The organism is Marinicauda sp. Alg238-R41 (assembly GCF_947331485.1).
Taxonomy (GTDB): Bacteria; Pseudomonadota; Alphaproteobacteria; order Caulobacterales; family Maricaulaceae; genus Marinicauda; species Marinicauda pacifica.
In genome coordinates, this window is sequence record NZ_CAMZOJ010000001.1 from 1,053,161 (window position 1) to 1,071,654 (window position 18,494).

Here is an 18,494-nt window from a genome sequence, read left to right on the forward strand (position 1 = left end):
CGGCTACCTCTTCAAATCTGCACTGACGGCCCGTTTCAGCGCCGACAGCCTGTCCGCGCCGCCCGGGGCAGGCCGCGCCGGCTTGCGCGGATCGGCCTGTGCGCGGCGCGCCCGGCGCCCGCGTGGACCGTCCTCGAACAATGCAGCGAGCTGATCGGTCATCGCGCCGGCCAGCTGCTCCACGTCCAGCAGTGTAACCGCCTTTCGATAATAGCGTGTGACATCGTGCCCGATTCCGATGGCGAGAAGCTCGACCTCGGAGCGGGTCTCGATCTGTTCGATGACCTCGCGCAAATGCTTTTCAAGATAGGCGGGGGAGTTGGCCGACTGGGTGCCATCGTCGACCGGCGCCCCGTCGGAGATCACCATCATGATCCGGCGCTGCTCGGGACGGGCCAGCAGGCGCTTATGGGCCCACAGCAACGCTTCGCCGTCGATGTTCTCCTTGAGGAGACCATCGCGCAGCATAAGCCCGAGATTGTTGCGCGACCGGCGCCACGGCGCATCGGCGCCTTTGTAGATGATGTGGCGCAGATCGTTGAGCCGGCCCGGATTGGGCGGCTTGCCTGCTTCCAGCCAGCGCTCCTTGGAGCGGCCGCCCTTCCAGGCCCGCGTCGTGAAACCGAGAATCTCGGTCTTCACGCCGACACGCTCCAGCGTGCGCGCCATGATATCCGCGCACGCCGCGGCCACGAGGATGGGCCGGCCCCGCATCGAGCCGGAATTGTCGATCAGCAAGGTGACGATCGTATCGCGGAACTCGGTATCCTTCTCCTGCTTGAAGGAGAGGGGCAGCATCGGGTCCATGATGACGCGCGGCAGGCGGGCCGGATCGAGCACGCCTTCCTCCAGGTCGAAACTCCAGGCGCGCTGCTGCTTGGCCATGAGGCGGCGCTGCAGCCGGTTGGCAAGCCGCCCGACGGCGCTTTCCAGGCCTTTCAGGTGCTGGTCCAGATTGCGGCGCAGGCGCGACAGCTCCTCGGTGTCGCACAGATCGGTGGCGGTGATGGTCTCGTCATACTGGGTGGTGAAGACCTTGTAGGCGTTCGGATCCTCGCCGGTCGGATTGACCCAGTTGGGCCGGGCGGCCTGGACCGACTCGCTTTGCTCCTCGTTGGCATCGACCTTGGTCTGGCTCTCCTCGGCAAAGGAGATGTCCTCGGTGTCGGCCGCCGAGCCGCGCGCATCTTCCGGCGTGTCGTCCTCGCCGGTATCGGGCTCGTTATCGCCTTCGTCCTCGCCGGACTGAGGCTCCTGCTCGACCCCGGAATCGTCGTCTTCAGGCTGGTCCTCGTCCTCCTCGGATTCCTCTCCGAGCTCTTCGGACAGGTCGAGATCGCGGATCACCTGACGCAGGGCGCGGGCAAACTGCTTCTGATCGCCGGCGTTTTCGGCCAGCGCGTCGAGCGCGTCACCGGCCGCCTCTTCGAGGTCCTCGCGCCAGACCTTCATCAGCCCCTTGGCCGCTTCGGGCGCCGGGCGTCCGGAAATACGTTCGCGCACCAGCATCGACAGCGCATCGGCCAGCGGCGCGCTCTGCCGGTCCTCGGCGATATGCCAGCCTTCGCGCGTGCAGGTCTCGGTCAGCGACGCGTCCAGATTCTCGGCAACGCCGCGCATAGCGCGCGCGCCAAGTCCTTCACACCTTGCCTGCTCGGCGGCTTCGAAGATCTGCCGGCCCTTGGCGCCGGGGGGCAGGGCCGCGGCATGGTCCTCGCCATCGTGCAGGGCCAGGCGCAAAGCGATGGAATCCGCCTTGCCGCGCAACTTGGCCGCGCTCTTCTCGTCCAGCGCCTCGGGCACGGAGGGCAGAACCGCACGCCCGTTGACCAGGCCCGACCGGTCGCCGCCAAAGCGCACTTCCAGCTCGCGATCGCGGGACATGGCGCGCGTGGCCGCGCTCAGGGCGCGCTGGAAGGTCTCTGTGTCGCTTTTATCGGTCATGAAAAGAGAGATAGCCTCGCTCAGGCGTCTTGCGAACCCGCAATGTGAAAACTGGCGGCGGGGCAGGGGATATGCTACTTAGTCAACTTGACTAAGTTTGCCTCCGCGTTCCTGCTCCATATGGTGGTCTGCGATGAAAACCGTAACCGTGCACGAAGCCAAGACGCACCTCTCCCGCCTCCTGCGCGAGGTGGAAGCGGGCGAAGAGATCATCATCCGCCGCGGCAACAAGACGGTGGCCCGTCTCAGTGCGGCCGAGACCGGCGCGCCCCGGCCCCGCCACACGCCCGGCGCGTGGGCGCATATCAAACTCAGCGAGGAGACGCTCGATGCTCTGGCTGACCCACTGCCCGAGGAGTTGGTCGAGTTGATGGAGGGCGCCCCGGCCTGGGTTGACGACCTCAAGGAATGATCCTGTGCGATACGCACACCGCCGTCTGGTGGCTGGCCGGGGCCGCCCGGCTGCCCCGCGGCGCCCTGCACGCCATCTCCACGGCGACGGTGATCGGATTTAGCGCCGCAAGTCTCTGGGAGGTCGCGATCAAGGTCGGCAAATACGGCCCGGGCATCGACCCGGAGCTGACCCTGCTTCTAACCGAGTTTGAGCGTGCGGGCATGCCCGCAGGGTTCGAGCTGATCCCGATCACACCGGCCGATTGTTTCTCCGTCGCACGCCTGCCCGCGTATCACGGCGACCCCTTCGACCGCATGATCATAGCGCAGGCCCTGGAGCGTGATCTGACGATCGTTAGCAACGACCGCGCCTTCGACGACTACGGCGTCAAGCGGATCTGGTGATCCGCCGCCCCCAATCGCTCTACGCCGCCTGGCCCGGCTTGACCCGGCTCTCGGGAAGGCTCTCGCCGAAGACGCGCTGGTAGAATTCGGCCACGATCGGGCGCTCCAGCTCGTCGCATTTGTTCAGGAATGTCAGGCGGAAGGCGAGGCCGGTATCGTCGAAGATCTGCGCGTTTTCCGCCCAGGTCAGCACGGTACGCGGGCTCATGACCGTGGACAGATCGCCATTGATGAAGGCCTCGCGCGTCAGGTCGGCCACCTTGACCATGTCGGCCACGCGGGCCTGGCCTTCCTTGCCGGCAGCGAAGGCGCCCAGCTTGGCGCTCACGATGGCCTGCTCGGTCTCGGTCGGCAGATAGTTCAGCGTCGAGACGATCGACCAGCGGTCCATCTGTCCCTGGTTGATCTGCTGGGTGCCGTGATAGAGCCCCGTGGTGTCGCCCAGGCCCACCGTATTGGTTGTCGCAAACAGCCGGAAATGGCTGTGCGGATGGATCACGCGCGTCTGGTCGAGCAGGGTCAGCGCACCCGAGGCTTCCAGCACGCGCTGGATGACGAACATCACGTCCGGGCGGCCCGCATCGTACTCGTCGAACAGGAGCGCGACCGGGCGCTGCACCGCCCAGGGCAGGATGCCTTCCTGGAACTCGGTGATCTGCATGCCGTCGCGCACGACGATCTGGTCCTTGCCCACCATGTCAATCCGGCTGACATGGCTGTCCAGATTGACGCGGATCATCGGCCAGTTCAGCCGCGCGGCGACCTGCTCGATATGGGTCGACTTGCCGGTGCCGTGATAGCCCTGGACCATGACGCGCCGGTTGAAGGCGAAGCCGGCCAGAATGGCGCGCGTGGTCGGTTCGTCGAAGACATAGGTGTCGTCGATCGCCGGCACGTGGCTGTCGCGCTCTTTGAAGGCCGGCACCTCGAAGCCCGGATCGAACCCGAACAGTGTCTTGCAGTCGGCCAGCGTGTCGGGGGTCAGCGCGGTCAGGGTGTCGTCAGTCATCGCGTATCCACTATTCCCATGCGTTCGAAGTCTCTGCCCGCTTAGTTAGCGCGTGCAGCATCGTCTTGCCAGCCGCGCGGCGCAAATGCCGGGCGTCAGGCGTGGCCGGAGCTTTTCAGGATCTGGTAGGCGGCGACGACCTTCTGCAGCCGGTCTTCATAGCTGCGGTCCCCGCCATTGGAGTCCGGGTGGTAGGTGCGCAACAGCTCGGCATAGCGCTTTCGCACCATGGCCTTGTCGCAGCCATACTCCAGGCCCATCTCGTCGAGCGCGCGTTCCAGCAGGCGGCCCAGGCGCGGGCCTTCCTGACGCGCCTTGGCCTTCTCATGGCTCGGAGGCGGGCGGTCGCCGAAGAAGGAATGCGGGTCGAAGAAGGCTTTCTGCCAGTCCACCGAGGCGCGCTCGGCCTGCTTTCGCGTGCTTCCCGCGCGCGCAAAGCTCCAGGTCGGCCGGTGCCCGTAGGACATCGATTCCTGATAGGACTTGGCCGCGGACTCGCTCATGCCCTCGAAGAAATTCCAGGACTTGTTGTACTCGCCCGCATGGCCCTGGCAGAACCAGTAATATTCGTGCAGCTGCTTGGGGCCCTTCGGCGCGCGGCTATCGGCCTTGCGGTTGCACTTGGGATACTCGCACACGCGCTCCTGCGCCCGCGGTTCATCCTTGGGCGGCTTGATGCGGATGTCTTTAAACCGCGGGCGATATCTGTAGTCTTGTGACATGTCCGCCAGAGTATGGGGGCGCAGCCCTTGCCGGGCAATGAAGAGAGACGTGAAATGTCAGAGATGAAAGCGCGCATCGAGCAGACGCTGACCCGGGCCTTCGCACCCCGGCACCTGGATGTCAGCGATGACAGCGCGCTGCACGCCGGCCACGCGGGCAATCCGGACGGGGCGGGCGAAACGCATTTCACCGTCACCATCGTCGCGGACGCGTTCGAAAACCTCACCCGGATCCAGCGCCACCGCGCCGTCAACAAGGCGCTGACCGAGGAAATCGCCGACGGCGTCCACGCTCTGGCCATCAACGCGAGCGTGCCGGGGGAGTAGTGAGATATTCAACCAGTGAATTGCCAGTGAATTAAATTTGCACCATTTTCCTCCGCGTGCTATGCATATAAATAGCGGGAAAGCGGAGGTATGCGGGTGGACAGGCGGCAAATGCTGGAATGCGCTCGGGACGAGTTTGAGATTCCTTTGTGGAGGCTCGTTGAGCAACTGGAACGGTGTCTGGCCAGCTTGGCTGCCGTGCCGCACTTCGATTCCAATGACCCGACGGCCGTAGGGGCTGCGATTCACTCTGCGCTACCTAGCGCGCTGGCGGATAGCGGGCTTGAAGAAAAGGGTTTTGCTCTGGAGCGTTACGCTCAGGGGCCATGCTACAAGCTGGTGAGTTCGGTCGGTGCTACGAATCCGAAACGGTCTGCCAGCATTGAATTGCACTTTGCGGGCCCGCAGGGCGGAACAAGCAAATCTGCGCATCAGTTCGCCAACCAAGGTGATGACAAAGGTCAGCCGCTGCCTGGGTTTGAGCTTGCTGCCCCTAAGGCGCTGTTATTCTTTCTAGCTTACCACTTGACCCCAACAAAAACGAAGGTAGGCGAGCTGTTCCTGATGTTTGCTGACAGCGTTGATCGGCAAAAGATAAAGCTGCAGAGGCCTGAGGCTTCTCATAGTGCCGAGCCTGCCGCGCGACCGGCTGATCTTGGGCCTGAGAACAGTACGCAGGTGAAGGCGAAGAAGAACGCTGCACGAGGGGATGAGCGCCGTGATGAAACAACTAAACGGGGAGATGCTTCTTCTGGCGCGTAAGAAGCGTCGAATGACACAATCGGAATTGGCTGATGCTTCCGGTGTTGCGCAGGCGAAGATCTCGCGCGTGGAGAACGGGACTAAGAGCGATCTCTCATTCGAGGACGCATCCGCACTGGCCGTGTCACTCGAGTTTCCAATTGGGTTCTTCTACGAGCAAGAGCCCTTATATCGGCGTCCGATAAGCGTCCATGGAGCGGCTTTCCGAAAAAAATCAGCAGTTTCGGTTAAGGATCAGGATGCGGCGATTGCGTCGGCAAATCACTATGCCCTTCAGGTTCGACGGCTTCTACAAGCTGTCGATCTAGATAGTCAGTACTTGCTACCTCAATTTGAGGTTGCCGACCCGCGCGTCGCCGTTGATGGCGAAGCCAATTCTGTTGATTCGGCGGCGGAAGCCGCACGGCGTATTCGGGCCGGTTGGCAAACCGGAGACGGTCCGCTCATCAACCTTGTGCGCTACGTTGAAGCGTGCGGCGTGGTTGTCGTATTTTCGGATTTTGGTGCGGCAGCAATCGATGGTCTCACGCTGCGTCCTGCTGGGCTAAAGCCGATAATCCTACTCAACCGAAATCGACCTGCAGACCGTATTCGTTTCAGCCTGGCTCATGAATTCGGACATGTGGTACTCCACCCATATCCATATGAGGAGATGGAAAAGGAGGCAAACGAGTTTGCCGCCGAGCTTCTGATGCCAAAATCTGGCGTGGCGGCAGATTTAAAACGCCCGTTATCGTTAGCATATTTGGGAAAGCTTAAGCTTAAATGGCATACCGCAATGTCGGCGCTAATATTTCGTGCAAAATCACTAGGTTTCATAAATCCTGATCAGGCGACGATTTTATTTAAGCAAATGAGTAAGTGTGGCTATAGAATGAGAGAACCGGAAGAGTTCGATGTGCCTCATGAAAAAACAAAGCTTATCTCTGACCTTTTGGACGTTCATCTGAAAGATTTGGGATATACGATTCAAGAGTTGTCTGATGCAATGAGGACAAATGCGGATGAGTTTTCTTTGATGCATAACCTTGATTTTTCACCATCGGTTGCTCGCCCTAAATTGCGCGTTGTCGCGAGCAACTAGATCGCTCCTGTTCCGCGGCTTTTTACTAAGAAGGCGCAGCCCTAGGTCGTGGACTCATAAGCCCTAGACCTCGATTTCCGGCTCCTCGCGGATGCGCATTTTCTGGATCTGGTTGCGGCGGCGTTCCAGGATTTCAAACTGCACGCCGTGAAACCGGAAGACCTGACCGGCCTCGGGAATGGTCTGCGCCTCGTGGATCACCAGGCCGGCCACCGTCACCGCCTCCTCGTCGGGCAGATCCCAGTCCAGCGCCCGGTTGATGTCGCGAATCGGCACCGTGCCGTCCACGATCACCGATCCGTCCGGCTGGGTGGTCACGCCCTCGATGGTGATATCGTGCTCGTCCTCGATCTCGCCCACGATTTCTTCAATGATGTCTTCCAGCGTGATGATGCCGCGCAGCGCGCCATACTCGTCCACCACCAGGGCGAAGTGCTCGCGTTTTTCGCGGAAGGCCGAGAGCTGGTCGAGCAGCTCGGTCGTTTCCGGGATGAACCACGGCTCGCGCTTGATCGCCCCGATATCGACCTTGCTGGCGTCGCCATTGGCTTCGTACAGCGCGCGTGCCAGATCGCGCGCATGCAGGATGCCGACGATATTCTCGCTGTCGCCGCGATAGAGGGGCAGGCGCGTATGGGGACTGTTGAGCGCGTCACGCATCAGGACTTCCGGGCTGTCCTCGATATCCAGCATGATCAGCGACTTGCGGTGAACCATGACGTCGTCGACCGTCAGCTCGCGCAGGTCCAGCACGCCGCCCAGCATGTCGCGGTCTTCCTTCACCACGCCGCCTTCTTCGTGGTGCAGGTCGATCTGACCGCGGATTTCCTCGTGCGCGGACAGGACCGGGCCTTCCACATTGGCACCCAGCAGGCGCAGCACGCCGCGCACGATGGTCTGCACTCCGGCCACGACCGGAGAGAACACGATCACGACGATGCGGATCGGCAGGCTCACGGCAAGCGCCATCCGGTCGGGATTGGAAATCGCATAGGTCTTGGGCATGACCTCGGAGAAGATCAGCACGAGCGCTGTCATCACCAGCGTGGCGATGGGCACCCCGGCCTCCCCGAACATGGCCAGAAAGACCGCCGCAGCGATGGACGAGGCCAGGATATTGACCAGGTTATTGCCCAGCAGGATCGCCCCGATCAGGCTTTCCTTGTCCTCGATCAGGTAGAGCACGCGGCCCGCACGCCGGTTCTTGTCGCGGTCGAGCGTGAGCATGCGCGCCTTCGAGGTCGCCGTCAGGGCCGTTTCCGACCCGGAAAAGAAGGCGGACAGGGCGAGCAATATCAGGACGCCGAGCGCAGCCCAGCCCATCCACATCTCGAACTCAACGGTCATGAAGCTCCTCTCGAAGGAAGGCGGTCAGGTCGTCCCGGTCCGCGCCGGGGCGTATATACGCTTCGCCCAGCCCGCGCGATAGGATCAGCGTGATGGCGCCGCCGCTATTCTTCTTGTCGCCGTCCATGCGCTCGACCAGGCGTTCGGCCGAATACGGCCCGCCGGGCAGGGCGCGGGGCCCCGTGGGCAGGCCGGCCTCGCGAAGATGACGGGCCACGCGCGCCGCGCTCCCCTCCGGTGCGGTTCCGATACGTTCCGAATAGCGCAGCGCCAGCACCATGCCGGCCGCCACCGCCTCGCCATGGACCAGCGTGCCCGGCACCGCCTCGGCCTCGAAGGCATGGCCGAAGGTATGACCCAGATTGAGCAGCGCGCGCCGTCCCGCCTCGCGCTCGTCCTCGGCCACGATATCGGCCTTGAACTGGACCGAGGCGGCAATGAAACCGGTCAGGTAGGGCAGCGACAGCGCCTGGCTTCCAGCCTCTTCCAGGCGTTCGTACAGGGCGCGGTCCCCGATCAGGCCCGCCTTGACGATTTCCGCGTAACCGGCCGCCAGCTCCCGGCGCGGCAGGCTTAAGAGGAAGCCGGTATCGGCGATGACGAGGGCCGGCTGATGGAAGGCGCCGGCGAGATTCTTGCCCTGTGCCGTGTTGATGCCGGTCTTGCCCCCGACACTGGAATCGACCTGGGCCAGCAGGGTGGTCGGAATCTGGATGAAGCGCGTCCCGCGCTTGACGATGGCCGCAGCAAATCCGGCCAGATCCCCGATCGTCCCGCCGCCGAAGGCGATGACCGGTTCGTTGCGCTCGATATTGTGCTCCAGCAGGGCCTCGGTGACCTGCTGCAGCCGGGTCCAGTTCTTCGCGCCTTCTCCGCCTTCGATTTCGAGGATTTCGGGCCGGACCTGCGCGGCCTCCAGCGTCGCCATCAGCCGGTCGCGGTGATGGGCGAGCGCGATGCGGTCCGCGATCAGGAAGGCGCGCCCGTTCGGACACAGCCCGGCCAGGTGAAGCGCGGCCGATTCCAGCGCGCCTTCCCCGACCATGACGTCATAGCTGCGCGCGCCGAGTTCGACGCGGACCGTCTGTCTCGCGCTCAAGAGGACGTCTCCTGTGTCAGATGATGCGCCAGAGCGTCGATGATAGCGATAACCGTGCGTCCGTGCGATCCGTCGCCGGTATCCACCGCCAGATCGGCTTCGCTGTAGAAGGCGGCGCGTTCCTGCATCAGCCGCTCCATCACCGCTCGCGGGTTCTCCGTCTTCAGAAGCGGGCGCGTATTGCGCCGCGAGACCCGCTCCATCAGCGTGTCGAGGTCGGCGCGCAGCCAGACCGACAGGGCATTCGCCTTGACCACCTCGCGGGTCTCTTCGGACACGAAGGCCCCGCCGCCAAGCGCCAGCACCATCGGCTCTCCGGTTTCCAGCAGACGCGCAATGACCTTGCGTTCGCCGTCGCGAAAGGCGGTCTCGCCGAAGTCTGCAAAGATCTCGGAGACGCTGCGTCCCGCCGACGCCTCGATCTCGTGGTCGGCGTCGCGGAACGGCCAGCCGAGACGGCGGGCCAGACGGCGCCCCACGGTGGTCTTGCCCACGCCCATCAGGCCGACCAGAACGATCGGGCGGTCAAAGCGTTGAACGGGTACGGGAAGATCGATCGAGGACATGTCATCTCATGGTATAGGCAAGCCTGGCAGGTGCGGCAATCGCCGCGCGGGTTTCCGGCAGTGGCGCACGTCTGGAAATCGCCTTATTCAAACGGTTAGACTGGCCCCATATTTCTCCTGACTCTCAAGGACTCTCGCATGCGCGGATTTGTTATCGGTTTTGGTGTCCTGGCCCTGCTCGTGCTGGGCGGTTTCGGCATTCTCCTGCTGATGGCCGACGGGATGGCCCCGGAAACCGGAGAGGTCCGGATCGAGGTGACCGATGCGCTCGATGATTAGACCGGCTCTTGCCGCGGTCCTGCTGGCCGGTGCGCCCGCAGCCCTGGCCCAGGAAGGTGCGTCGCGCGGCCCCGGCATCGAGGTGCGCGAGCTGGGCATGGTCGACCCGTTCCAGGTCGGCACCAGCCAGGCGCTGTCCGACCAGGCATGGGTCTCCGGCGATGCTGCGACGACCCGCGCGCTTCTGAACGCGCTTCCGGCTGCCGACAGCCAGGGCTGGCAATCTGGACTGGCCAGCCGGCTTGCCGCACGCGCCCTGCTTTCCGCAGGCCCGCCGCCGCGCGGCGCCGATAATTCCTTTGCCCTGGCTGCGATCCGCGCCGATCGGGCCTTGGCCGCGGCCGGTGCGCGGGAAGCGTTCGCCCTGCTCGAACGCACGCCGCGCCTGAGCCAGTCGGCGGCGCTGTCGCGCATTCACGCCGAGGCCGCGTTTGCGCTGGGCGAAACCACCGCCGCCTGCCGGACCGCCGACCAGCTCCTGCAAGGCCGCGATCAGGCCTACTGGCTGCGCGCCCGCGCCGTCTGCTCGGCGCTGGGCGGCAATACGGCTGCGGCCGAGCTGACGGCGGAGCTCGCCCGCTCTGTCGAAGACGCTCCGGCATTCGATGCGCTGCTCGATGCCTATACGTTGAACCGCGACCTGCCGGGCGATGCGCGCCCGACCACAGGAATCGAGCTTGCCCTCGCGCACGAAGTGGCGCCGCAGGCCAGCCTTCAGGTCTCCGAGGGCGCGCCGCTCTGGCTGGCCGAAGCCGCGCAGAGCTACGGCCCGCCCATCGATCTGCCCCAGCTTCCTGCCGATGCGCTGGACGTGGCGCGCGGCCTTGAAGGAACCGAGCGCAATGCGGCTCTCGGTGCGCTGGCCGGACAGGATGTGGATCGCGGCGTCGCGGCCGAGGCGCTGGCCCTGCGCCTCTCGGAAGCTGCGGCCAACGATCGTTTCGTGGAAGTCGCGCGCGCTTACGGCAACGAGGTCGAAACCCTGCCGATCACCGCCGAAACCCTCTCCTGGGGCAAGGGCTTCGTCCTCGCCGCCCTGCTCAATGGCGATCTGGAAACGGCGCGCATCTGGCGCGAAGCGCTGATGGACGGCCCGCCGCGGATGAGAATGGACGATCCGTTCGGCGGCGCGGCTGGCGGCCCGGGGACGGGAAGCGCGTCCGGTGCGGCCGGGCTGGTTCCGCCGCAAAATACCGGGCTTCCCGCCTACGAACCTGAATGGACCCGTCCGCCCGCCGAAACCATGGTCGTGCTCGATTACGCGCTTGCCATTGCCGAAGACCGGCTCTCTGGTCCGGGCTTCGAGGCGATCCTGGCCGCCCGCGTTGAGACCGGCACGCCCTCGCGCCTGGCCGAGGCGGCAGGCCTTGCCGCCTTGAACGTCCCGGTGCCTGCCAGCGTGCGCGCGGCCCTGCTTCCCCAGCCGCAAGAGACGGGCGAGCTGGGCGCCATGCCTGCGACCGGCTTCCTGCCCGCCGGGCTGATGGCCGCCCGCATGCAGGCTCTGGCCGAGACCCAGCTGACTGCGGCCCGGATGGTGGAGGCTGGCAGCATCACGCCGGCGGCCCTTTACGGTGCGGCGGCGATTCTCGAAGAGGCCGGTCTGCGCCGTGAGGCCCGCCGTCTGGTCCTGGAGGCGGTCGCCGAGGGGGCGATGTGAGCGCGCGCTCCATCGCGCTTTTCCTCGACATGATGGCCGCCGAGCGCGGCGCCGCCTACAATACGCTGGAGGCCTACCGGCGCGATCTAGACGACATCGAGACGCGCCTGGGCGCCACGGGACGGTCGCTGGACGAAGCGCGCACCGAGGATCTGGAATCGGTCTTTTCCGGCCTGGCCCGCGACGGCCTGTCGGCGAGCACCAGTGCGCGGCGCCTGTCGGCCGCCAAGCGCTTCTACCGCTTCCTCTTGAAGGAGGGCGTGCGCCCCGACGATCCCGCCGCAGGCATGACGGGGCCGAAAAAGGCCCGGCCCTTGCCGAAAACCCTCAGTGAAGCGGATGTGGAGCGCCTGTTCGAGGCCGCCGAGCGCATGGAGGGCCCGGCCGGCCTGCGCACGCTGGCCTTGCTCGAGCTGCTCTATGCCGGCGGGCTGCGGGTCAGCGAGCTGGTCTCCCTGCCGCTATCGGCCTTTGCCCGCGCGGAGCGCTGCATCCTCGTGACCGGCAAGGGCGGGCGCGACCGGCTGGTCCCGCTCACAGACAGCGCCATTCAGGCCGTCTCGGACTACAAGAAGGTGCGTGAGGCGCACCTGCCCCGGCGCGACCACACCGCCTTCCGCCGGGCCTCGGCCTTCCTGTTTCCGTCGTCCACGGCGAAGGCCGGTCACCTCACGCGCGAGCGCTTCGCCCAGATCCTCGCCGATCTCTCCGTGTCGGCCGGTCTCGACCCGAAGAAGATCAGCCCCCACGTGCTGCGCCACGCCTTCGCGACGCACCTGCTGTCCAATGGCGCGGATCTGCGTACCGTGCAGACCCTGCTCGGCCATGCCGACGTCTCCACGACCGAGATCTACACGCATGTCCTCGAAGAGCGGCTCAAATCGCTGGTCAACGACGTGCACCCGCTCGCGCGGAAATAGCCCGGAGTATTTTCAGCGTCGGCGCGTCATCCACGCCCAGACCCCGGCGGCGACCGGGACGAGGAGGGCAAGCGCCCCCAGCATGTCATACCCGCCATGGCCGATCAGAGCCGCGATCAGCCCGAACAGCGACACCGCCGCGATGACCGTCGGCCAGGCGAAGACCTCTATCGCCGTTCTCTTGCGCGACTGGCGGGACTCGTATGCCCTCATTGCGCCGGCTCCTGCGCGGCCAGCGTGGTCTCGGACAAATGGCGCGGCTTGGGGCGTCTGACCCGCGCCGCCCAGAGATAGAGTCCGGTGGCCAGAACCCCGATGGCGGCGAGATCCAGGATCGCCCAGAGCAGCTTGAGCGCCAGCCCGCCATAATCGCCGAAATGCAGCGGCTTCGAGAGCGAGAGGGCCTGGGTGTACCAGGGCATTTCGCGCATGCCCGCGAACGCGCCGGTTTCGGCATCGATGAGCGCCGGCGTGATCAGATGCTCGGTCAGCGCGGTGTCGCCATGCAGGAAGACGGCGTAATGGAAGTCAGTAGAGAAATCGCCTCCGGGAAAGGCAACGAACTGGAGAGTCATGTCGGGAGCGGCGTCAACGGCCTGCGCCACGGCTTGATCTAATGAGCTCATAGCAGCCGGTAGTGGCACGTTCCGGTGGGGATAAGGTGCGGTCAGATCGGCGAGTGCTTCGGCTTTCCAGAGGTCGAAAATCGGTGTCGCCAGCGTGTTGATGACGCCCGTGGCGCCGACAACAATCACCCAGGCCAGCGTCACGATGCCGAGAAGGTTGTGATAATCCAGCCACTTGATGCGCCGGGTCCGGTTCACGCGCAACGTGCCGAACGCCTGCTTGCGCATGAAGGGCAGGTAGAGCACGACGCCGGACACGATCGCGGCCAGGAACATCACCCCCATCGCGCCCAGGAACAGCATTCCCGGTAGCCCGAGGAACATGTCGGTGTGCAATTGCAGGAGGAAATCCATCACCCCGCCGGCATCGGCACGCGGCGGCACCAGCTCGCCGCTGGTCCGGTCAAAGGAGGCGAAATGCATTTGCGGGCCAGGGGCATCCGGGGTCGGCCCGGTCGTCACATTGACCACGGGCCGGTCGGTATCGAAGCTCATGAAGAGGGGGACTTCCCCGGGCCGATTGTCCAGCGCAACTCCCAGGATCGCATCCAGGCTCAACATGGGACCGTCCGGATTCGCCGCCTGCCAAGCATCCGGGTTCAGCGCGTCCTCGAATTCGTCGTGAAAGATCAGGGGAAGCCCTGTCACACACAGCATCAGCAGGAAAAGCGTGCACACCAGGCTCGTCCAGGTGTGCACAACCGACCAGGCTTTCAAACTGCGTGACGTCATGGGCAGCCGGGCCGGGTCATCGCCCGGCCCGCTCCTTCAGGGTCAGAAGTCCACCGAAGCGGAGAGCTTCACGGTACGCGGCTCGCCCTGGACCAGATAATTCGCGCCGGGATAGCCGCCGGTGGACGCCCAATACTTCTCATCGAAGAGGTTTTCCACCCGGGCCCTGAGCGCCACGTCGCGCTCCTGCACGCTCACGGTATAGCGCAGACCGGCATCGAAGCGTGTCCAGTCGTTAAGCTCTACGGTGTTGCTTTCATTGACATATTGGCTGCCGGTATGAATCATGCGGGCGTCCAGCGTCAGGCCGGAAACGGCGCGCACGTCCCATTCCACGTTCGCATTGAACTGGACTTCCGGGATGCCGATGGGCGTGTTGCCCTCGTTCGTTCCGCCCTGCGTGCGCGACAGCTCGGCATCGAGCAAGGTCGCTCCGCCGATCAGGCGCAAGCCTTCGACCGGCTCGCCGAACACGGTCAGCTCCACGCCGCGCACCTGCTGTTCACCGCCGTCGGTGAAGCGCTGGTCGACCACGATGGCACTTGGCTTGTTGAGTTCGAAGACGGCAAACGTCGCGCCGAAATCGCCACCGTCATACTTCACACCGGCTTCGATCTGTTCGCCCCGGAACGGGTCCAGAATCTCGCCCGCATTCAGGATCGGCACGCCGCCCGATGTCGCGGGGGCAACCTGGCTGGGCTGGAGGCTTTCGGCGTAGTTGGCGTAGAGCGAAATCTGTTCGCTCGCGCGATACACCAGGCCAACGGCCGGCGTGAATGCATCGTCGCTATAGGTGGATATCTGCGCGCCGGAATTATAGTCGAAGGAGCGTGTCTCGATGTCCTGGAAGCGCACGCCGAGCGTGGTCAGAAGGCGCCCGTCAAAGAACGAAATCATGTCGGCCAGCGCGAAGCTGGAATTGCTGACTTCCTCGGTGACCAGCGGATCGTCGAGGTCTCCCCCGACGAAGAAGTCTGCCGCCGGAGGGGTAACGGCAAACGGCTCGTACAGGTTTCCGGAAAAGCCGGCGAAGCTGGAAAACGCGTAGGCATTGCGGCTTTCGCTCTCAATGGCCGAAGCCGATGCGATGAGCCGGTGCGCGATTGCCCCCGTGACGAAGTCGGCGCGAAGACCCGCATCGGCGGAGATCACATCGTCCTCGCGCGTATTGTCGAACCGGTAGGCGCTGGTGGTGCCGATCGCGGTGGCCGAGGGGTTGGCCAGGCGGTTTTCTTCCTCGCCATTGCGTGCCCCGGCGGCGGCCCATCCGCTCAACCAGTCGGTAAAGTCATACTCGGCGCGCACGACGCCGAAGAGCTGGCGCTCGTCGGTGAAGGTCCAGGGCTGAGCGTAATTGGTCTCGCTTCCAGGAACTGCCGGAACGTCGCCCAGGGGCGTGACCTGCGGGCGCGGCGCGTCGATGCGGTGGTCCTGATAGCCGATATCGGCCGACAGGCGCAGGCGCTCGCCGCGATAGTCCGTACCGAAGGAGAGGAGGGACAGGTCGCGGTCCTGGTCTTCGATCGCGGTCTCGCCGCTCCGCAAGGCAGCGTTCGCGCGAATGCCGAAGGCGTCCTCTTCACCGAAGCGGCGCGCGATGTCGGCCGCGCCGTAAATATGGGCGTTGCTCTCATAGCCCAGGGTGATCCGGTTCAGGTCCTCGTCCGGCGCGCGTTTCGGTACGAGGTTGAACGCGCCACCGACCCCGCTGCCGCCCGGCGCAGCACCGTTCAGGAAGGAGTTGGCGCCGCGAAAGACTTCAACGCGTTCAATCAGTTCGGCCGCGACGTACTGGCGCGGCAGGATGCCGTAGACCCCGTTATAGGTCATGTCATCGGAATAGACCGGGAAGCCGCGCACGACATAGAGTTCCTGGAAGTTGCCGAAGCCCTTGGCCACGCGCACGACCGGATCGTTCGCCAGAACGTCGCCCACGCTGCGGGCCTGCTGGTCGCGAATGAGCAGCTCGGTATAGGCGGTCGCCTGGAAGGGCGAGTCCATCATGTCGATATTGCCGAACAGGCCGGCGCGTGCGCCCCGAGCGACCTGACCGCCGGCGTAAAGGTCTGCCAGGCGGACCTGGGAGCCGCCGGTGACCACGATCACGTCTTCGGTTCCGGTCTCTCCGGAGCTCGGCACATCCTGCGCAAAAGCGGGAGGCAATGCGGTCGATAGCGCCAGCGTTGCCGCCAGACCCTTGAGTTGCGTCTTCATGATTTGCCTTCCTGCAGCCCGCACCTGAGAATGAATTTGCGAACCGTTTGCAGAAAAGGCGTGGCGGCGTCAAGCCAGGTCGTCACATGTCGGGCACTGGAGAGGGCGGGCTGGCCCACGGTGTGGTGTGATTGCGCTGACCGCTTCCCGCAGCTAGTTTGCGCAGGCCTGCCGCCACTGCTATGTGGGCTCACTTCATCAGCCGGCCGCGTTTCGCGGTGCCAGTGTTTTCAAGGTCCTATGTCGAATCCTGCGCGTACCTATCTTGATTTCGAACGTCCGATCGCAGAGCTCGATGCCAAGATCGAGGAACTGGAGAGCGTCCTGGCCAAATCCGGCGAAGACGCGCCGGACGCCGCGGAGGAGGTTTCCCGGCTGCGCCAGAAATCGGCCGAGCAGCTGCGTACCCTCTATGGAAAGCTGGACCCTTGGCGCAAGACGCTCGTCGCGCGCCATCCCGAGCGCCCGCATCTGCGTGATTATATCGGTCACCTGATTTCAGACTTCGAGGAATTGTCCGGCGACCGCCGCTTCGGCGAGGACTTTGCTATTATCGGCGGACTGGGCCGGCTTCGCGGTCGCCCGGTAGTGGTCATGGGCCACGAGAAAGGCCACGACACCCAATCACGTATCAAGCACAATTTCGGCATGGCGCGTCCTGAAGGTTACCGCAAGGCCATCCGGTTGATGGACCTGGCCGAACGCTTTGACCTGCCCGTCGTCACCCTGGTCGACACAGCCGGCGCCTACCCCGGTATCGGCGCCGAGGAGCGCGGCCAGTCCGAGGCGATTGCCCGCTCGACCGAACGCTGTCTCACTTTGGGTACGCCCCTGGTGTCGGTCATTACCGGGGAAGGCGGATCGGGCGGCGCGGTGGCCATTGCCTCGGCCAACAGCGTGCTGATGCTGGAACACTCGATCTACTCGGTGATCTCGCCCGAAGGCTGCGCGTCCATCCTGTGGCGGGACGGGGCGCGGGCCAAGGATGCAGCCGTGGCGATGAAGGTGACGGCGCAGGATCTTCTGGGCCTTAAGATCATCGACAAGATCATTGAGGAGCCGGTTGGGGGCGCCCATCGCAACCGGCCCAAGACCATGGATGCGGTCGGCGACGCCATCGAAACCGAGCTGCGCCATCTCGACGGGCTCGACCCGGCGACCCTGCGTCAGCGCCGCCGCGAGCGCTTCCTGCGCATCGGACGAAGCCTGCTCGACGAGGACTAGTGCTCGTTCAGTCGGGCGTTCGGTCCAAAGGGCAGGTACCGGGCGATCAGCCTGGCTTGCGAGAGGAAGGCGATCAGGATGATCATCGCGATGGCCAGGGCAAACCCGGCCGCCTGAAGCTTTACCGGCCCGTACTCACGATAGTTGACGATGTACCAGCCCGGCGCGGACAGACGGATATAGCCGATCTGACCGTTACGGCCGGGATGTTCCACGACACCGCTTGGCCGGCCCTGGCCGTTGATGGTCCGGGCCATGATTTCGGGCTCTATGCGCCGGGCTACCTCGTCGGCTCTGGACCGGTCGATCGCTGAATCCTGCAGCAGATCGCGGTGGGCGATCAATTCGCCTGAGCGCGTGATGATTGCCGCGCCAGGCTCGGTAACGGCCGTGTAGAGGTAGTCGGTCGTGTCCAGCGTCGTTCCTATGGAGCCCAGATGACGTCCGGCTGCACGCAGCGGCGTCAGGCATCCGATGGTAAGGGCCGTCCCGTCGGTCTGTGAAATGATACGGTCGAGGCCCGTGCAGGCCGTGCTTCCCATGGGATTGTTGGCCGGTTTGACGACCTCCACGATCGGCAGGGACTGGAAGGAAAAATCGGCCGGTGCGCGTTCGCGATAAAAGAGCAGCCGGTCCTCGCGATCGGGACCGAACATGATCAGGTTGTCGTTCGCGTCGGTGAAATAGAGATTGTCCAGCTCCCCGGCCAGGGCCGGGCCGGCCTGTCGGACGGTGAGGAATGCGGCGGTCAGGATACGCTTCTGATCGGCGTCCAGACCTGCGCGTAACCCGGCAAATGCGCCGATGCCGTAGGTCAGCGTACCGTCTTCCGATACATGGCCGTCGAAATAGCTCGGGGGAGAGCGCCGGGTTCCGTCGCCGAATTCGAGGAAGGCGGACTCGAAGACCTCGTTGACCGTCTCTTCGGGAAGCGTATCGAAATAGCGAAAGAAGAGTTCGACCGTGCGCAGTTCCACGTTGACGAGCTGGTCGAACGTGGTGAGTTCGGATGGCGCGCGCTGGGCGATCTCCAGCTCAAGTTCTTCACGCGCGTCCTGGGTGAGCGCGTCTAGAACGCGATCGTAGATCGCGATGGCAACAAGGCCTCCGACAAGGAGACCGCCGATCGCGGCGACGCAATATGCGAGCCTTAAACTCCCCATTCTGGCCTCCCAGCCTAC

Annotated in this window: 19 protein-coding genes; 9 read left to right on the forward strand and 10 right to left on the reverse strand. The window is 64.5% G+C overall.

The annotated features are described in order from the left end of the window. Positions 1-3: 3 nt before the first annotated feature. A complete protein-coding gene (gene cobT, locus PGP17_RS04890) occupies positions 4-1,944 on the reverse strand; it encodes a cobaltochelatase subunit CobT (protein ID WP_270374459.1) in 1,941 nt (646 codons plus the stop codon). A gap of 133 nt (positions 1,945-2,077) precedes the next feature. Between cobT and PGP17_RS04895 the strand changes: the two genes are divergently transcribed. Together PGP17_RS04895 and PGP17_RS04900 are read left to right on the forward strand one after the other, a co-directional pair. Beyond that, positions 2,078-2,356, forward strand: coding sequence for a type II toxin-antitoxin system Phd/YefM family antitoxin (locus tag PGP17_RS04895; RefSeq protein ID WP_270374460.1), 279 nt, complete (start codon positions 2,078-2,080; stop codon positions 2,354-2,356). After that, entirely contained in the window at positions 2,353-2,742 is a 390-nt protein-coding gene (locus PGP17_RS04900; RefSeq protein ID WP_270374461.1) for a type II toxin-antitoxin system VapC family toxin, read from the forward strand. The genes PGP17_RS04895 and PGP17_RS04900 overlap by 4 nt, the downstream gene beginning before the upstream one ends. 19 nt (positions 2,743-2,761) lie before the next feature. Here PGP17_RS04900 and cobS read toward each other — a convergent pair whose 3' ends face one another. Together cobS and PGP17_RS04910 are read right to left on the reverse strand one after the other, a co-directional pair. Beyond that, positions 2,762-3,751, reverse strand: coding sequence for a cobaltochelatase subunit CobS (gene cobS, locus PGP17_RS04905; RefSeq protein ID WP_135945176.1), 990 nt, complete (start codon positions 3,749-3,751; stop codon positions 2,762-2,764). A gap of 95 nt (positions 3,752-3,846) precedes the next feature. Next, positions 3,847-4,473, reverse strand: coding sequence for a J domain-containing protein (locus PGP17_RS04910; RefSeq protein ID WP_270374462.1), 627 nt, complete (start codon positions 4,471-4,473; stop codon positions 3,847-3,849). 54 nt (positions 4,474-4,527) lie between these two features. On the opposite strand from PGP17_RS04910, the gene PGP17_RS04915 reads away from it, so the two are divergent. The 3 genes from PGP17_RS04915 to PGP17_RS04925 all read left to right on the forward strand — a co-directional run bounded on the left by PGP17_RS04915 (position 4,528) and on the right by PGP17_RS04925 (position 6,646). After that, positions 4,528-4,800: a BolA family protein gene (locus PGP17_RS04915; protein WP_270374463.1), complete on the forward strand. Its 273-nt coding sequence runs from the start codon at positions 4,528-4,530 to the stop codon at positions 4,798-4,800. 111 nt (positions 4,801-4,911) lie between these two features. Continuing rightward, complete coding sequence (locus tag PGP17_RS04920; RefSeq protein ID WP_270374464.1) at positions 4,912-5,562, forward strand: hypothetical protein; 651 nt, start codon at positions 4,912-4,914, stop codon at positions 5,560-5,562. Next, positions 5,522-6,646 carry an XRE family transcriptional regulator gene (locus PGP17_RS04925; RefSeq protein WP_270374465.1) on the forward strand — a complete coding sequence of 375 codons (1,125 nt, stop codon included), beginning with the start codon at positions 5,522-5,524 and terminating at the stop codon, positions 6,644-6,646. The genes PGP17_RS04920 and PGP17_RS04925 overlap by 41 nt, the downstream gene beginning before the upstream one ends. 63 nt (positions 6,647-6,709) lie before the next feature. Here the strand turns inward: PGP17_RS04925 and PGP17_RS04930 are convergent, their stop codons facing one another. The 3 genes from PGP17_RS04930 to PGP17_RS04940 are packed head-to-tail and all read right to left on the reverse strand — an operon-like array spanning position 6,710 to position 9,658. Further along, positions 6,710-7,993, reverse strand: a complete 1,284-nt coding sequence (locus tag PGP17_RS04930) for an HlyC/CorC family transporter (protein ID WP_270374466.1) — start codon at positions 7,991-7,993, stop codon at positions 6,710-6,712. Further along, a complete protein-coding gene (aroB, locus tag PGP17_RS04935; RefSeq protein ID WP_270374467.1) occupies positions 7,983-9,092 on the reverse strand; it encodes a 3-dehydroquinate synthase in 1,110 nt (369 codons plus the stop codon). The genes PGP17_RS04930 and aroB overlap by 11 nt, the downstream gene beginning before the upstream one ends. After that, positions 9,089-9,658, reverse strand: coding sequence for a shikimate kinase (locus PGP17_RS04940; RefSeq protein WP_135945171.1), 570 nt, complete (start codon positions 9,656-9,658; stop codon positions 9,089-9,091). The genes aroB and PGP17_RS04940 overlap by 4 nt, the downstream gene beginning before the upstream one ends. 138 nt (positions 9,659-9,796) lie before the next feature. On the opposite strand from PGP17_RS04940, the gene PGP17_RS04945 reads away from it, so the two are divergent. Genes PGP17_RS04945 through PGP17_RS04955 form a run of 3 tightly spaced genes read left to right on the forward strand, consistent with a single transcriptional unit; the run spans position 9,797 to position 12,517 of the window. Beyond that, on the forward strand, positions 9,797-9,937 hold the full coding sequence (locus PGP17_RS04945; protein WP_158291275.1) for a hypothetical protein: 141 nt from the start codon (positions 9,797-9,799) through the stop codon (positions 9,935-9,937). Next, positions 9,930-11,597, forward strand: a complete 1,668-nt coding sequence (locus PGP17_RS04950) for a hypothetical protein (protein WP_270374468.1) — start codon at positions 9,930-9,932, stop codon at positions 11,595-11,597. The genes PGP17_RS04945 and PGP17_RS04950 overlap by 8 nt, the downstream gene beginning before the upstream one ends. Next, positions 11,594-12,517, forward strand: coding sequence for a site-specific tyrosine recombinase XerD (locus tag PGP17_RS04955; protein WP_270374469.1), 924 nt, complete (start codon positions 11,594-11,596; stop codon positions 12,515-12,517). Before PGP17_RS04950 ends, PGP17_RS04955 begins: the two co-directional genes overlap by 4 nt. Before the next feature lie 12 nt (positions 12,518-12,529). Here the strand turns inward: PGP17_RS04955 and PGP17_RS04960 are convergent, their stop codons facing one another. From PGP17_RS04960 to PGP17_RS04970, 3 genes are read right to left on the reverse strand one after another with little or no spacing between them, the layout of a single operon-like run. After that, entirely contained in the window at positions 12,530-12,730 is a 201-nt protein-coding gene (locus tag PGP17_RS04960) for a hypothetical protein (RefSeq protein ID WP_270374470.1), read from the reverse strand. Then, a complete protein-coding gene (locus PGP17_RS04965) occupies positions 12,727-13,875 on the reverse strand; it encodes a PepSY-associated TM helix domain-containing protein (protein ID WP_270374471.1) in 1,149 nt (382 codons plus the stop codon). The genes PGP17_RS04960 and PGP17_RS04965 overlap by 4 nt, the downstream gene beginning before the upstream one ends. A 42-nt stretch (positions 13,876-13,917) precedes the next feature. Next, the gene (locus PGP17_RS04970) at positions 13,918-16,089 is read right to left on the reverse strand and encodes a TonB-dependent receptor (protein WP_270374472.1); all 2,172 of its coding nucleotides are present in this window, start codon (positions 16,087-16,089) and stop codon (positions 13,918-13,920) included. A gap of 240 nt (positions 16,090-16,329) precedes the next feature. Here PGP17_RS04970 and PGP17_RS04975 point away from each other — a divergent pair, with 240 nt between their 5' ends. Further along, complete coding sequence (locus tag PGP17_RS04975) at positions 16,330-17,313, forward strand: acetyl-CoA carboxylase carboxyltransferase subunit alpha (protein ID WP_135945166.1); 984 nt, start codon at positions 16,330-16,332, stop codon at positions 17,311-17,313. Here PGP17_RS04975 and PGP17_RS04980 read toward each other — a convergent pair. After that, positions 17,310-18,476, reverse strand: a complete 1,167-nt coding sequence (locus PGP17_RS04980; RefSeq protein WP_270374473.1) for a hypothetical protein — start codon at positions 18,474-18,476, stop codon at positions 17,310-17,312. The two genes, PGP17_RS04975 and PGP17_RS04980, sit on opposite strands and share 4 nt — an antisense overlap. Positions 18,477-18,494 lie beyond the last annotated feature (18 nt).

Coding starts and splice junctions, on each gene's coding strand:
- cobT (WP_270374459.1), bottom strand. CDS start 1,944: ATGACCGATAAAAGCGACACAGAGACCTTCCAGCGCGCCCTGAGCGCG.
- PGP17_RS04895 (WP_270374460.1), top strand. CDS start 2,078: ATGAAAACCGTAACCGTGCACGAAGCCAAGACGCACCTCTCCCGCCTC.
- PGP17_RS04900 (WP_270374461.1), top strand. CDS start 2,353: ATGATCCTGTGCGATACGCACACCGCCGTCTGGTGGCTGGCCGGGGCC.
- cobS (WP_135945176.1), bottom strand. CDS start 3,751: ATGACTGACGACACCCTGACCGCGCTGACCCCCGACACGCTGGCCGAC.
- PGP17_RS04910 (WP_270374462.1), bottom strand. CDS start 4,473: ATGTCACAAGACTACAGATATCGCCCGCGGTTTAAAGACATCCGCATC.
- PGP17_RS04915 (WP_270374463.1), top strand. CDS start 4,528: ATGTCAGAGATGAAAGCGCGCATCGAGCAGACGCTGACCCGGGCCTTC.
- PGP17_RS04920 (WP_270374464.1), top strand. CDS start 4,912: ATGCTGGAATGCGCTCGGGACGAGTTTGAGATTCCTTTGTGGAGGCTC.
- PGP17_RS04925 (WP_270374465.1), top strand. CDS start 5,522: ATGAAACAACTAAACGGGGAGATGCTTCTTCTGGCGCGTAAGAAGCGT.
- PGP17_RS04930 (WP_270374466.1), bottom strand. CDS start 7,993: ATGACCGTTGAGTTCGAGATGTGGATGGGCTGGGCTGCGCTCGGCGTC.
- PGP17_RS04940 (WP_135945171.1), bottom strand. CDS start 9,658: ATGTCCTCGATCGATCTTCCCGTACCCGTTCAACGCTTTGACCGCCCG.
- PGP17_RS04945 (WP_158291275.1), top strand. CDS start 9,797: ATGCGCGGATTTGTTATCGGTTTTGGTGTCCTGGCCCTGCTCGTGCTG.
- PGP17_RS04950 (WP_270374468.1), top strand. CDS start 9,930: ATGATTAGACCGGCTCTTGCCGCGGTCCTGCTGGCCGGTGCGCCCGCA.
- PGP17_RS04960 (WP_270374470.1), bottom strand. CDS start 12,730: ATGAGGGCATACGAGTCCCGCCAGTCGCGCAAGAGAACGGCGATAGAG.
- PGP17_RS04965 (WP_270374471.1), bottom strand. CDS start 13,875: ATGACGTCACGCAGTTTGAAAGCCTGGTCGGTTGTGCACACCTGGACG.
- PGP17_RS04970 (WP_270374472.1), bottom strand. CDS start 16,089: ATGAAGACGCAACTCAAGGGTCTGGCGGCAACGCTGGCGCTATCGACC.
- PGP17_RS04975 (WP_135945166.1), top strand. CDS start 16,330: ATGTCGAATCCTGCGCGTACCTATCTTGATTTCGAACGTCCGATCGCA.
- PGP17_RS04980 (WP_270374473.1), bottom strand. CDS start 18,476: ATGGGGAGTTTAAGGCTCGCATATTGCGTCGCCGCGATCGGCGGTCTC.